15 protein-coding genes are annotated in these 13851 nt (G+C 52.8%); 7 read left to right on the forward strand and 8 right to left on the reverse strand.

Annotation, left to right across the window (positions count from 1 at the left end):
* Positions 1 to 16 precede the first annotated feature (16 nt).
* Positions 17 to 1354, reverse strand: coding sequence for a murein DD-endopeptidase MepM (gene mepM / locus EH228_RS14395; RefSeq protein WP_152322314.1), 1338 nt, complete (start codon positions 1352 to 1354; stop codon positions 17 to 19).
* Positions 1355 to 1367: 13 nt separating this feature from the next.
* Positions 1368 to 2309, reverse strand: coding sequence for a zinc ABC transporter substrate-binding protein ZnuA (znuA, locus tag EH228_RS14400; RefSeq protein ID WP_152322315.1), 942 nt, complete (start codon positions 2307 to 2309; stop codon positions 1368 to 1370).
* Positions 2310 to 2386: 77 nt separating this feature from the next.
* Between znuA and znuC the strand changes: the two genes are divergently transcribed.
* On the forward strand, positions 2387 to 3139 hold the full coding sequence (znuC, locus tag EH228_RS14405) for a zinc ABC transporter ATP-binding protein ZnuC (protein WP_152322316.1): 753 nt from the start codon (positions 2387 to 2389) through the stop codon (positions 3137 to 3139).
* Positions 3136 to 3921, forward strand: a complete 786-nt coding sequence (znuB, locus tag EH228_RS14410; protein WP_152322317.1) for a zinc ABC transporter permease subunit ZnuB — start codon at positions 3136 to 3138, stop codon at positions 3919 to 3921. The genes znuC and znuB overlap by 4 nt, the downstream gene beginning before the upstream one ends.
* A gap of 163 nt (positions 3922 to 4084) precedes the next feature.
* On the opposite strand, the gene ruvB is transcribed toward znuB, so the two are convergent.
* The 6 genes from ruvB to aspS all read right to left on the reverse strand — a co-directional run bounded on the left by ruvB (position 4085) and on the right by aspS (position 9714).
* Positions 4085 to 5089, reverse strand: coding sequence for a Holliday junction branch migration DNA helicase RuvB (gene ruvB, locus EH228_RS14415; protein ID WP_152322318.1), 1005 nt, complete (start codon positions 5087 to 5089; stop codon positions 4085 to 4087).
* An 8-nt stretch (positions 5090 to 5097) separates the two neighbouring features.
* Positions 5098 to 5715 (reverse strand): Holliday junction branch migration protein RuvA, encoded by a 618-nt coding sequence (gene ruvA, locus EH228_RS14420; RefSeq protein ID WP_152322319.1) that lies wholly within the window; start codon positions 5713 to 5715, stop codon positions 5098 to 5100.
* A 193-nt stretch (positions 5716 to 5908) separates the two neighbouring features.
* A complete protein-coding gene (gene ruvC / locus EH228_RS14425; protein WP_152322320.1) occupies positions 5909 to 6433 on the reverse strand; it encodes a crossover junction endodeoxyribonuclease RuvC in 525 nt (174 codons plus the stop codon).
* A gap of 43 nt (positions 6434 to 6476) precedes the next feature.
* A complete protein-coding gene (locus EH228_RS14430) occupies positions 6477 to 7220 on the reverse strand; it encodes a YebC/PmpR family DNA-binding transcriptional regulator (protein ID WP_152322321.1) in 744 nt (247 codons plus the stop codon).
* A gap of 279 nt (positions 7221 to 7499) precedes the next feature.
* Positions 7500 to 7934 carry a dihydroneopterin triphosphate diphosphatase gene (nudB, locus tag EH228_RS14435; protein WP_152322322.1) on the reverse strand — a complete coding sequence of 145 codons (435 nt, stop codon included), beginning with the start codon at positions 7932 to 7934 and terminating at the stop codon, positions 7500 to 7502.
* Position 7935: 1 nt separating this feature from the next.
* The gene (gene aspS / locus EH228_RS14440) at positions 7936 to 9714 is read right to left on the reverse strand and encodes an aspartate--tRNA ligase (protein ID WP_152322323.1); all 1779 of its coding nucleotides are present in this window, start codon (positions 9712 to 9714) and stop codon (positions 7936 to 7938) included.
* A 283-nt stretch (positions 9715 to 9997) separates the two neighbouring features.
* Between aspS and EH228_RS14445 the strand changes: the two genes are divergently transcribed.
* The 5 genes from EH228_RS14445 (at position 9998) to cmoB (ending at position 13804) form a co-directional block, all read left to right on the forward strand.
* Positions 9998 to 10561 (forward strand): hydrolase, encoded by a 564-nt coding sequence (locus EH228_RS14445; protein WP_152322324.1) that lies wholly within the window; start codon positions 9998 to 10000, stop codon positions 10559 to 10561.
* A gap of 96 nt (positions 10562 to 10657) precedes the next feature.
* A complete protein-coding gene (locus tag EH228_RS14450) occupies positions 10658 to 11482 on the forward strand; it encodes a DUF72 domain-containing protein (protein WP_152322325.1) in 825 nt (274 codons plus the stop codon).
* Between the two features lie 111 nt (positions 11483 to 11593).
* The gene (locus EH228_RS14455) at positions 11594 to 11989 is read left to right on the forward strand and encodes an MAPEG family protein (protein WP_152322326.1); all 396 of its coding nucleotides are present in this window, start codon (positions 11594 to 11596) and stop codon (positions 11987 to 11989) included.
* A 109-nt stretch (positions 11990 to 12098) separates the two neighbouring features.
* Positions 12099 to 12839, forward strand: a complete 741-nt coding sequence (cmoA, locus tag EH228_RS14460; RefSeq protein WP_152322327.1) for a carboxy-S-adenosyl-L-methionine synthase CmoA — start codon at positions 12099 to 12101, stop codon at positions 12837 to 12839.
* The gene (gene cmoB / locus EH228_RS14465) at positions 12836 to 13804 is read left to right on the forward strand and encodes a tRNA 5-methoxyuridine(34)/uridine 5-oxyacetic acid(34) synthase CmoB (protein ID WP_152322328.1); all 969 of its coding nucleotides are present in this window, start codon (positions 12836 to 12838) and stop codon (positions 13802 to 13804) included. The genes cmoA and cmoB overlap by 4 nt, the downstream gene beginning before the upstream one ends.
* Positions 13805 to 13851: the final 47 nt, after the last annotated feature.

Genomic DNA, 13851 nt, shown 5'->3' on the forward strand with positions numbered 1-13851 from the left:
TGGGAAAACCGCGGGTTTATTTAAAGTGCAGCTGCGGTATAACCTCGCGTACCTGAGCCAGGTATTCTGAACGATCTTTACCTGTCAGTCCTTCCATCTGTGGCAGCTTCGCCGTCAGTGGGTTAACCGCCTGATTGTTAATCCAGATTTCAAAGTGCAGATGCGGCCCGGTGGAACGGCCAGTACTGCCTGACAGCCCAATGCGCTCACCTCGTTTCACTTTATCACCAGGTTTAACCAACAATTTCTTCATGTGCATATAACGCGTCATGTACTGGCGTCCATGGCGAATAGCGACATAGTTACCCGCTGCGCCACTGCGTTTGGCGACAATCACTTCCCCATCTCCCACAGTCAGCACCGGCGTACCCAATGGCATAGCGAAATCCACTCCCTTGTGCGGCGCAATGCGGTCGGTAACGGGATTCAGACGACGTGGATTGAAGTTAGATGACACACGGTACTGTCGGGTGGTGGGGAAACGCATAAAGCCCTGTGACAATCCAGAGCCACTGCGATCGTAGAACTTGCCATCATCAGCGCGGATCGCGTAGTAGTCTTTATCACCCATTTGCAGGCGTACGCCAAGCAACTGGCTCTGCTGACTCTTGCCGTCCAGCATCTCGCGAGACATCAATACTGCGAACTTATCGCCGTTGCGTAATTTACGGAAGTCCATTTGCCACTGCAGTGCTTTGATGACCTCGCGGATCTCACTGCTGCTCAAACCGGCGTCTTTGGCACTGCCAATAAAGCTGCCATTCACGGTACCGGCAAGAACGCTGTTGTTCCATTCCCCTTTCTGGATTTCAGAAGATAATTTGAAGGTATCGCCAGAACGCACATAAGTCCGTGTTTCACGACGAGACGCTTCCCAGGTCAGACTCTGCAATTGACCATTCTCGTTCAAAGTCCAGGAGAGTTGTTGACCGATCCGCAAATTACGCAGATCTTTATCAACTTTCACCAATTGGCTGATATTCCCCATATCGATGCCATACTGATTAAGCACACTGCTTAATGTATCGCCAGAGGACACGACATAATCATATCTTCCCGTTTGATTAGGCGTCGCATCATCGATCTCATCGATCTCATCTTTGGGGACATCGTCTTCCAGCGCGGGTGTCTCCTCATCAAAAGGTTCACTGGCGTCAGGCAACAACGTGGGCGGATTTTTGTTCAACTCAATATTCTTTACAACCGGGTTGTCCCCTGCGTCGGAAGGATGATAGACATAGGGCCGCCAGACGGAGACGGCCAGAGTTACAACGGTGAGTGAACCCAACATGATGCGGTGAGTTCGCGGCAATGTGTTAAACGCCATCGCGACAGCGCGGGCAATCTGCTGCAATTATCCAGTTCCTCTAGGCTCCTTTCAGGCAGCTCGCATATTGATTAGACAACTGTGAGAGGAATTTCACATAGCTGTCTTTACTCACTGTGATGTTGGTTCCCAACGGATCCAGCGTTCCTGAACGCACTGTGGTTCCCCTGGCAACAGCATCGATCACGGCTGGCCTGAATTGTGGTTCAGCAAAGACACATACGGCCTTGTGCTCAACCAACTGTGTTCGAATTTGATGTAAACGCTGAGCTCCAGGTTGGATCTCGGGATTGACGGTAAAATGACCTGTAGGGGTCAAACCGAAGTGTTTTTCAAAGTAGGTGTAAGCATCGTGAAAAACGAAATACCCTTTTCCCTTAACCGGAGTAAGCTGAATTCCTATTTGCGCATCGGCGCTCGCTAATTCTGCCTCGAAATGCTGCAGGTTCGCGTCTAGTTTGTCTCTGCTTTGTGGCATAAGTTCCAATAATTTTTCGTGGATTGCAACCGCCGTTTGTTTGGCGATTTCAGGGGACATCCACAAATGCATATTATATTCGCCATGATGGTGGTCATTTTGCGTTTCATCCTCCCCTTCATGCGAGTGATCATCGTCGCTCTCACCGCGTACCAATAGCGGTTTAACCGTGTCCAGAGTGGCAAGTTCAATGGATTTTTTGGCCGGAAGTTGGGCCACGACTTTCGGCATAAAAGCTTCCATTTCAGGTCCAACCCAAACCACAAGATCCGCAGCCCGCAAGCGTTTAATGTCGGAAGGACGCAAGGCGTAATCATGTTCAGATGCCCCATCAGGGAGCAGAACTTCTACCGGAGTGACCCCATCAGCAATCGCCGCCGCAATAAATCCTAAGGGCTTAACAGAAGCAACTACCGCCGCCTGAGCTGGCGGTGCTAATGACGTGCCAAGAGCAAGGCCAAAAGCAGAAATAAGTGCTAAAAGAGGCCGTTTATTCTGTAACATAATGCTTCAATCCATCGTGACAAGTCGATGGTGTGTGATATTATAACATTCTAAAACTTCTGCAAGCTGTAATCACTATGTCATCACTGATTAGTCTGGAAAAAATTTCTGTCAGCTTTGGTCAACGAATTGTATTGTCTCATGTTTCTCTGGCGCTACAATCCGGCAAAATTCTCACACTTCTGGGCCCCAATGGTGCCGGTAAATCAACGCTGGTGCGTGTAGTACTGGGACTTATTCAGCCTGAACAGGGCAATGTCATCCGTACCGATCGACTACGAATTGGCTATGTGCCGCAAAAAATTCATCTGGATGCCACGCTGCCCCTCACCGTTGCGCGCTTTATGCTGTTGCGAAACGGTGTAAAACCTGCCGAAATTTTACCCGCGCTAAAAAGAGTCCACGCGGCTCAATTGCTGGATTATCCATTGCAAAAGCTCTCTGGCGGTGAAATGCAGCGCGTACTGCTTGCCCGTGCTCTACTCAATCATCCCCAATTGCTGGTACTGGATGAACCGACTCAGGGCGTGGACGTGAACGGTCAGGTCGCGCTGTACGATCTGATAGACCAGTTGCGTCATGAGCTCAACTGCGGCGTACTGATGGTTTCCCACGATTTGCATCTGGTCATGGCTAAAACGGATGAAGTACTGTGCCTGAATCAGCATATCTGTTGTTCCGGTACGCCGGAAGTCGTATCCAGACACCCGGAATTTATAGCCATGTTTGGCTCACACGGCGCCGGACAATTGGCTATCTATCGTCATCATCATAATCATCGTCACGATCTCCAGGGACGCATTATTTTACGCAGAGGACCAGAACAGTGATTGAATTGTTATTACCTGGCTGGCTGGCGGGAACTTTACTGGCACTGGCAGCGGGTCCGCTGGGCTCATTCGTGGTCTGGCGCCGTATGTCTTATTTTGGCGATACCCTGGCTCATGCCTCCCTGCTCGGAGTGGCTTTTGGTTTGCTGCTTAACATCAATCCATTTTATGCGGTGATTGCCATTACCCTGCTGATTTCATTGTTACTGGTGTGGCTGGAGCGGCGTCCACATCTGGCCATTGATACCCTGTTGGGGATACTGGCACACAGCGCGCTGTCGCTAGGGCTGGTTGTGGTCAGCCTGATGTCCGGCGTACGAGTGGATTTGATGGCCTACCTGTTTGGCGATCTGCTGGCCGTGACCCCAACCGATCTTTACATCATCGCCGCCGGAGTGGCGATTGTGCTGGGTCTGTTGGCGCTGAACTGGCGATCACTGTTGTCGATGACAATCAGTCCGGAACTGGCGCAAGTTGACGGCGTGAATATTCCGCGAACCAGAATGGTACTGATGCTGGTGACCGCGCTAACGATTGGGGTGGCGATGAAGTTTGTCGGCGCGTTAATTATCACTTCACTGCTGATCATCCCTGCCGCCACCGCCCGCCGTTTTGCCCGATCACCGGAACAAATGGCGGGTTATGCTGTGTTGGTAGGGATGCTGGCCGTCACCGCGGGTCTGACCTTTTCCGCCTTTTATGATACCCCGGCAGGCCCGTCCGTGGTGCTGGGCGCCTCACTGATGTTTATGCTGAGTATGGTGAAAAAACTGGCGATATAGCGGCGAACGACAAGCCGGGACCTCTCTCATACAGAAGCGCAAAAAGCATTCTCACCGGATACCCCTCTCGCGTCAGTCATGGCGCAAGAGGATTTATTCACAACAGGAAAGAGACGCCTATACTTTAGCTTCTCCCCTGTCCGGGGAACATCGCGGCCAGTCCTTATTCTTCGCGGGTGATACCAAAATGCTTGTAGGCATGCTGGGTGGCAATGCGGCCACGTGGGGTACGTTGAATAAAACCTTGCTGGATCAGATAGGGTTCCAGTACATCCTCGATCGTTTCTCGCTCTTCACCAATGGCCGCGGCCAGGTTATCCAGCCCCACGGGTCCGCCGGTGAACTTATCAATGATCGCCAACAGCAGCTTGCGATCCATGTAGTCAAACCCTTCGGTATCCACACTGAGCATATCCAACGCCCGTGCCGCCACCTCTCCACTGAGATCGCCATCTGCACGAACTTCAGAGAAATCCCTGACACGGCGTAGCAGGCGGTTAGCGATACGTGGCGTACCACGGGAACGGCGGGCAATTTCCCGCGCCCCTTCCTCACTCAATGGCAGCCCCAGACAGGCGGCGCTACGACTGACGATATACTGCAGGTCATCCACTTTGTAAAATTCCAGACGCTGGACGATACCAAAACGATCACGTAAAGGCGACGTTAGCGCTCCCGCCCGGGTTGTCGCGCCAATCAGCGTGAACGGTGGAAGATCCAGTTTGATTGATCGCGCCGCCGGACCTTCACCAATCATGATATCCAACTGGTAGTCTTCCATCGCCGGATACAACACCTCTTCCACTACCGGCGATAAACGGTGGATCTCATCAATGAACAACACATCGTGCGGCTCAAGGTTAGTCAGCATCGCCGCCAGATCCCCTGCTTTTTCCAACACCGGACCAGAGGTGGTACGCAGGTTTACCCCCATCTCATTGGCGACAATATTCGCTAAGGTGGTTTTGCCCAAACCTGGCGGCCCGAAAATCAGCAAATGATCGAGCGCGTCGCCGCGCATTTGGGCCGCCTTAATAAAGATTTCCATCTGCTCGCGCACCACCGGCTGCCCAATGTACTCTTGCAGCAGCTTTGGACGAATAGCGCGGTCAATGACTTCTTCTTCAGGGATCGTTCCCGGCGTGACCAGGCGGTCGGCTTCAATCATGCATTACCTCAAATAGCTGCGCGCAGGGCTTCGCGGATCAATGTCTCACAATCCGCATCAGGACGCCCTACCTTACTGATCATCCGGCTGGCTTCCTGGGGTTTATACCCCAGCGATACCAGCGCAGCAACCGCTTCCCCTTCCGCGTCATTCGCCGCATCAGTCGTCTGAACTTCACTGGTCAAAGCAAATGGCGCATCGGCAGCAAACAAATCGCCATGCATCCCTTTGAAGCGATCTTTCATTTCCACCACCAGGCGCTCAGCGGTCTTCTTGCCAACACCGGGCAGTTTAACCAGCACCGCGATTTCTTCCCGCTCCACAGCAGTAACAAACTGTTGTGCGGACATACCCGAAAGGATGGCTAACGCCAGTTTTGGGCCAACCCCATTCACCTTGATCAGCTCGCGGAACAAAGCCCGTTCCTGCTTGCTGTTGAAGCCAAACAACAGTTGAGCGTCCTCACGCACCACAAAGTGCGTGAACAGGACCGCTTCATTATTCAGTTCAGGGAGCTCATAAAAGCAGGTCATCGGCATGTGTACTTCGTAACCCACGCCGTTGGCTTCCAGCAGCACCAGCGGCGGCTGTTTTTCCAAAATAGTGCCTCTCAGACGACCAATCACGTTTTACCCCTTATCATTCAGGTTGCAGCTATATGGCTGCTCTCTCACACCGGTGACTTACCTGAGTCAGCGCCCGTGATCCATGCGTTTTATCGCCTTGCCGCCGCGCCCGACATCGGTCAGCTAGCACCTGCCACAAGATAAGTCATGCCGGGGTTATATCATAAAAAAGGCTGGATGGATATCCAGCCTGTCAGGGCCGCAACCGCCCACGACTCAGATTGAGTTGCCCTGCGCCCATGCGGTTCGCATTCTGGCTAACATGACAATGCGTGATTGCAATCGCTAACGCATCCGCCGCGTCAGCCTGCGGATTGGCCGACAACTTTAGCAAGGTTCGCACCATATGCTGCACCTGGCTTTTTTCAGCATTACCGATGCCAACCACTGTCTGCTTGACCTGACGCGCAGCATATTCAAACACGGGAAGGTCATGGTTTACCGCCGCCACAATCGCTGATCCGCGCGCCTGGCCCAACTTCAACGCTGAGTCGGCATTTTTCGCCATAAAGACCTGCTCAATGGCGAAAAAATCCGGCTGGAACTGGGTGATAATTTCACTGACGCCAGCGTAAATCAGCTTCAGGCGAGACGGCAGATCAGTCACGTTGGTACGGATACAACCGCTTCCAAGATAGGTTAATTGCCGTCCCACCTGGCGGATAACGCCGTAGCCGGTGATGCGTGAACCCGGGTCGATACCAATAATGATCGCCATCACGCCTCTCCGGCCAGGGGAAACTGTCGTCGGAGCAACGCCATTACAGGGTTGCCGCCACCTCGTCGGAGATCTCACCGTTATGGTAGACTTCCTGTACGTCGTCACAATCTTCCAGCATATCGATCAAACGCAGCAGCTTAGGCGCCGTTTCTTCATCCATATCCGCTTTAGTTGACGGGATCATGGTGACTTCCGCTGACTCAACGGTCAGACCTGCGGCAATCAACGCGTCTTTCACCTCACCCAGCGATTCCCATGCGGTGAAAACATCAATCGCGCCGTCATCGTAGGCCACCACGTCCTCGGCACCAGCTTCCAGCGCCGCATCCATCACGACGTCCTCTTCCAGACCCGGCGCGAACGAAATCACACCTTTACGGCTGAACAGATAAGCGACTGAGCCATCCGTTCCCAAATTGCCACCGCTTTTACTGAAGGCATGACGCACTTCAGACACGGTACGATTGCGGTTATCACTCAGGCATTCCACCATCACCGCTGTACCGCCAGGACCGTAACCTTCATAAATGATGGTTTCCATATTGCTGTCATCGTCCCCCCCCACACCGCGAGCAATGGCGCGGTTCATGGTGTCACGCGTCATGTTGTTGGACAATGCTTTATCCATCGCTGCACGCAACCGCGGGTTGGAATCCGGATCGCCGCCGCCTAATTTAGCCGCCGTCACCAGCTCACGGATAATTTTGGTGAAAATCTTACCGCGTTTAGCATCCTGTGCCGCTTTGCGGTGCTTGGTGTTAGCCCATTTACTATGACCAGCCATCTATTTAATTCTCTCCTCGAACCCTTACAGGTTATCTTGACTTGCAATATTATTCGCTGACCGTGCCCACACGTCTTACAGACTTAAGTACGTTGCGGTTCCCGCACAGCACAGTAAACAAATTCACGACGACGATAACACCTGGATTCTCAACTAAAACCATATCGTCTACAAACAAAGCTATTCCCCTCATGCTTCCAGCGCGGGTGCGTTGGCAGAGTTCAGTCAGCCAGAACCCGGCAGCCTGAATGATTCAGGGGACAGGCTATTCAAAATATTCTAACCCACCAGCTCTTCGATTGCCTGGCGGTTACTCCAGGAACGGGTCAACGCAGCCGCTTCGGTGGCTGGCAACCAGCGAAAAGCGAGATGTTCGCTCAACACGATATCCCGCTCGGCGGGTAACGCCAGGCTAAACCAGTGTTCGCTATTATGCGTCACCTCCGGCGCATAACGGTGGCGGAAATGGGCAAAGATCTCGAATTGTATCTGACGCTGGCAGTCCACTAAAGTGAGCCGTTCGGCGTTAATATCAATGGCCACTTCTTCACGCACTTCTCGCCGTGCGGTTTCCGCCAGCGTTTCTCCCTGCTCCTGACTACCGGTAACCGACTGCCAGAAACTGGGGTCATCACGCCGTTGCAACATCAGCACCCGCCCGGTATCACGAGCGAAGATAACCACCAGCACCGATACGGGATGCTTAAAGGCCATTTCAGTTGCTCTCGGTTTTTTCCTTTTTCACCACCTCAATGCCTAACTCCGCCAGAGACGCCGGGTTAGCCAGGTTTGGCGCTTCGGTCATCAGACAGGCCGCCGCGGTGGTTTTCGGGAAGGCGATAACATCGCGAATATTGTCGGTACCGGTCAGCAACATCACCAAACGATCCAGACCAAAAGCCAGACCCGCGTGCGGCGGCGTACCGTACTTCAACGCATCCAACAGGAAGCCGAATTTCTCACGCTGCTCCTGTTCGGTAATGCCCAAAATACCGAAAACAGTTTGCTGCATCTGGCTGTTATGAATACGCACCGACCCCCCCCCCACTTCATAACCGTTGATAACCATGTCATAAGCGTTGGCGATAGCCGTTTCCGGCGATTTTTTCAACGTCTCCGGCGTCGTGTCCCGAGGGGCGGTGAAGGGATGGTGCATCGCGGTCAGCCCACCCTCACCATCGTCTTCAAACATCGGGAAGTCCACCACCCACAGCGGCGCCCAGGCATCAGCTTTGCTGATATTCAGGTCCCGGCCCACTTTCAGACGCAGTGCGCCCAAGGCATCGGCGACCACTTTAGCGTTGTCCGCGCCAAAGAAAATGCAGTCGCCATCAGCCGCGCCAGTACGGCTCAGGACCGCCTCGACAATCTCCGCACTGAGGAATTTAGCCACCGGGCTGCTAATCCCCTCCAGACCGTTGGCGCGCTGGTTAACTTTCATCCACGCCAGGCCTTTGGCACCGTAAATTTCAACAAATTTACCGTATTCATCAATCTGTTTACGGCTTAGCTGAGCGCCACCCGGCACCCGCAATGCCGCCACGCGACCTTTGGCATCGTTGGCCGGACCAGAGAAAACTTTGAATTCAACCTCTTTCAGCAGATCCGCAACATCCACCAGTTCCATCGGATTACGCAAATCCGGTTTGTCAGAACCATAGCGCCGCATCGCTTCTTCAAAGGTCATCACCGGGAAATCGCCCAGATCGACACCCGCGACCTCTTGCCACAGTTCACGCACCATCTTCTCCATGATTACCCGCACCTGAGGCGCGGTCATAAAGGAGGTTTCTACGTCGATCTGGGTAAATTCAGGTTGACGATCAGCGCGCAGGTCTTCATCACGAAAGCATTTCACTATTTGGTAATAGCGATCAAAGCCAGACATCATCAACAATTGTTTGAACAGTTGTGGTGACTGCGGCAGCGCATAAAACTTACCTTTATGCACACGGCTTGGCACCAGATAGTCTCGCGCCCCTTCTGGCGTGGCCTTGGTCAGCATCGGCGTTTCAATATCCAGAAAACCGTTGTCGTCCATATAACGACGCACAAAACTGGTGATTTTCGCCCGGGTCTTCAGCCGACGAGCCATCTCCGGGCGGCGCAAATCCAGATAGCGGTATTTCAGACGGGCTTCTTCGCTGTTGTTCTGATTTGAATCCAGCGGCAACGGTTCAGCACGATTGATAATGGTCAGATCAGTGGCGAAAACCTCAATCGCCCCCGTCGGCATCTCACTGTTTTTATTCTTGTCGTCACGGGCCCGCACGATGCCGGTAAGCTGAATGCAAAATTCGTTACGCAGCTCAGAAGCCAGCTTGAAAGCGTCCTGGTTGTCGGGATCGAAAAAGACCTGAACGATGCCTTCGCGGTCACGCATATCAATAAAGATCAGGCTTCCCAAGTCGCGGCGGCGATTGACCCAACCGCACAGTGTCACTTGCTGGCCTACGTGAGACAAGTTGAGCTGTCCACAATACTCAGTACGCATAACGATATCCTTTAAACTCCGCCGCTTCGCCGCAGCATGATTCAGTTTTCAGCCTTTATAAGGCGATGCTGCCGCGAAAAAAGGCGGCTATTATAATGGAAAAAGCCCGACGCGATAAGTGCCGTCACGCACTCTGTATTATTGATAACAGGCAATCTTCTCCACAATGCTCCCATTACTCACAAAAGCTAACAAATTTCACGCGTTTCGAACATTCTCGTGATCGCTCATAACCGCTGATAGCCTGTAACCTCAATGATTTCCCCTTTTTGCTGGAGAGACTATGTTGGAATTAAACGCGGCATCCACCGCCCTGGTACTGATTGACCTGCAGGAAGGCATCCTTCCTTTCGCTCGGGGTCCCTACACGGCGTCCGATGTGGTTTCACGGGCCGCCAGGCTGGCCGGGAAATTTCGCACGGTAAACGCCCCGGTAGTGCTGGTACGAGTGGGCTGGGCGAAAGATTTCGGTGATGCGCCAAAACAACCGACCGATGCCAGTCAGAGTGGCGCACTGCCTGATAACTGGTGGGTTTACCCGACCACGTTAGGCAAACAGGATAGCGACATTGAAGTGATCAAACATCAGTGGGGAGCGTTTTACGGTACCGATCTGGAATTACAATTGCGCCGCCGCGGTATCGATACCATTGTGCTGGGCGGTATCTCAACCAATATTGGGGTAGAATCCACCGCACGTAATGCCTGGGAGTTGGGCTTTAACCTGGTCACGGTAGAGGATATCTGTAGTGCCGGCAGCGCTGAAGAACACCACGGTAGCTTCAAAAATATTTTTCCTCGTCTGGGCCGGGTGCGCACCAGCGAAGAGGTTATCGCCGCTCTGTAGTTTTTACCGCCATCGATTGAAGGGATTCGATCGATGGGTGCCTCTCCACCTGTTCATTCTGCCCTTGCAAGCCAGCAGGACCTTCAGGGAGACCCCGTGAAACCTTGTTATCTTGGACTGCCGCAGTGGCAACATCCGCAATGGAAAAAATTAGGAATGAGTACCCTTGCCGATTACGCCCGCTATTTTAACTGCGTTGAAGGCAACACCACCCTTTATGCCTTGCCTCGTCCGGAAACGGTTCAGCGCTGGCGTGATATGACGCATGACGATTTTCGCTTTTGCTTTAAATTTCCCGCCACTATCAGTCATCAAGCCGCCTTACGCCAGTGCGGCGACCTTACCGCTGAATTTTTTGCCCTGTTGGAACCGCTGGCTCAGCGTCTGGGGCAATACTGGCTACAACTTCCCGCCACCTTCGGTCCGGTGGATTTACCGGTGTTGTGGGCTTTTCTGGATGGATTACCGGATACCTTCCATTATGGTGTGGAAGTGCGTCATCCGCAGTTTTTCGCCAAAGGTGCAGCCGAACAGGCATTGAACCGCGGCCTGCACCAGCGCAGGGTTAACCGGGTTATCCTTGATACGCGAGGCGTGCATTCGGCCGTGCCCAGCAATCCGGAAATTATCGCGGCCCAACGTAAGAAACCACAACTGCCGGTGCATGCGATCATGACAGCGGAGCAACCCATAATCCGTTTTATCGGCGGTGATGATGATGAAGCCAACTTGACGTGGTTTCAAGCCTGGCTGAATAAGTTGCCGCAATGGCGCGAGCAAGGCCAGCCCTGGCTATTTATTCACACTCCGGATATCGCTTTTGCGCCAAAACTGGTGCAACATCTGTGGCCCGCGTTACAACAGGTGGTGCCAGAGGTGGGAAACGCCCCAGACTGGCCGCAACAGGAGCGCCTGTTTTAGCGCTGGCGATGCATCACTGTTATTTAATCATGCTATGTGTTGGGGTATGACAGCCCCCGTTTTCATCGCTATCATGGCGTCTGAAATTTTTTGTGCTTGATGGGAGTCAGGATGGTCAGCGCCCTGTATGTCGTGCTTGGAGCACTGTTTCTGATTAAGTTTTCGTTCGATGTTGTTCGCCTGCGCCGCCAGTATCATGTTTCTCATGGCGATGGCGGATTTTACGAGCTGCAAATCGCTATTCGTATCCACGGAAATTCGGTGGAAACCATCCCCATCGCCATGTTGCTATTGGTAATGATGGAAATGAACGGTGCCGATATCTGGCTATTGCACCTGGTGGCGCTGTTGTTCTTCCTCGGCCGTTGTCTGCACTACTATGGTATGCGTACCAGTACTTTGTTATGGCGTAAAAACGGCATGATAATTACGCTGATGTCGCTGGTGGCGATGATTATCCTCAACCTGCTTTTCCTGCCGTGGGATTTGGTCTTGACGCAGCGTTAACCCAACCCCAACCTGACAGGTTGGTAATGATCGTGGGCAGAAAGGATGCAGCCAACGTGACTTTCTGCCAAAATAGCGCCTTTCCGTTTTTCTGCCGGACTTACCCATTATGTCTAACCGCGATACGCTGTTCTCTGCGCCGATTGCCAAACTGGGCGACTGGACATTTGATGAGCGCGTGGCTGAAGTTTTTCCCGATATGATCCAACGCTCGGTGCCCGGTTATTCGAACATTATTTCGATGATCGGCATGCTGGCTGAGCGTTTTGTTCAACCACATACTCAGGTTTATGATCTGGGGTGTTCCCTGGGTGCCGCGACACTTTCCGTGCGCCGCAATATCAATGTCGAAGGTTGTAAAATCATCTCAGTGGACAACTCCCCGGCGATGATTGAACGTTGCCGCCGCCATATTGATGCATTCCGCGCTGACACGCCGGTCGACGTTATCGAAGCGGACATTCGCAACATCAGTATTGAGAATGCCTCAATGGTGGTGCTGAACTTTACGCTGCAGTTTCTGGATCCGAATGAACGCCAGCAATTGCTGAATACTATCTGGCATGGTCTGCGTCCCGGCGGCATTCTGGTATTGTCTGAGAAGTTTAGCTTTGCCGATCCGGTGGTAGATGAACTGCTGTTCAATATGCACCACGACTTTAAGCGTGCAAATGGCTATAGCGAGCTGGAAATCAGCCAAAAACGCAGCATGCTGGAAAACGTGATGCTGACCGATAGCGTTGAAAGCCATAAAGCGCGTTTACGGACCGCCGGATTTGAACATGTGGATCTCTGGTTCCAGTGCTTTAATTTCGGTTCGCTCATCGCCCTGAAGGCAGGTTCAGTTTGATGGATTTTGGAAACTTTTATCAGCTTATCGCTAAAAGCCCGCTTTCTCACTGGCTGGAGACGTTGCCAGGACAGATTGCCGCCTGGCAGCGCGAGCAGTTGCATGGTCATTTCAAAAACTGGGACCGTTCAGTAGAACATTTACCTGTATTGCAACCGGAAACACTGGATTTACTGCACAGCGTCACCGCGGATAGCCGCCATTTGAGCGATCGCCAACGCCACGGAATTGAGAAACTGCTACGTAACCTGATGCCGTGGCGCAAAGGTCCCTACTCCCTTTATGGCGTGCATATAGACACTGAATGGCGTTCAGACTGGAAGTGGCAACGGGTGTTACCGCATATTTCACCGCTGGCGGGCCGGACGATCCTCGATGTGGGGTGCGGCAGTGGTTATCACATGTGGCGAATGATCGGCGCAGGCGCGCATCTGGTGGTGGGTATCGATCCGATGCAATTGTTCCTGTGTCAGTTTGAAGCGGTGAGAAAACTGTTGGGTAACGATCAACGGGCGCATTTACTGCCGTTGGGTATTGAGCAATTACCAGAACTGAAAGCGTTTGACACCGTATTCTCGATGGGCGTGCTCTACCACCGTCGTTCGCCGTTGGATCATCTGTTGCAGTTGAAAAATCAGTTGGTAAGCGGTGGCGAGCTGGTGCTGGAAACACTGGTGATAGAGGGTGGCGACCGCGAGGTCCTGGTACCGGGTGAGCGTTATGCGCAGATGCGCAATGTTTATTTTATCCCCTCAACAGGCACCTTGCAGAACTGGCTGGAGAAGTGTGGTTTTGTCGACGTACGGGTTGTTGATTATTCCGTGACCAGCACTGGGGAGCAGCGCCGTACCGACTGGATGACCAGCGAGTCACTGGCGGAATTCCTTGACCCTGACGACCACAACAAAACACGGGAAGGCTATCCGGCCCCATTACGGGCCGTTCTGGTGGCGCGGAAACCTTAATGTTCTGCTGACGACGAATGGCCATTAGCCAGCCACTGAACGCCGGG

It is taken from the genome of Erwinia endophytica, from assembly GCF_009295515.1.
GTDB classification, from domain to species: domain Bacteria; phylum Pseudomonadota; class Gammaproteobacteria; order Enterobacterales; family Enterobacteriaceae; genus Erwinia; species Erwinia endophytica.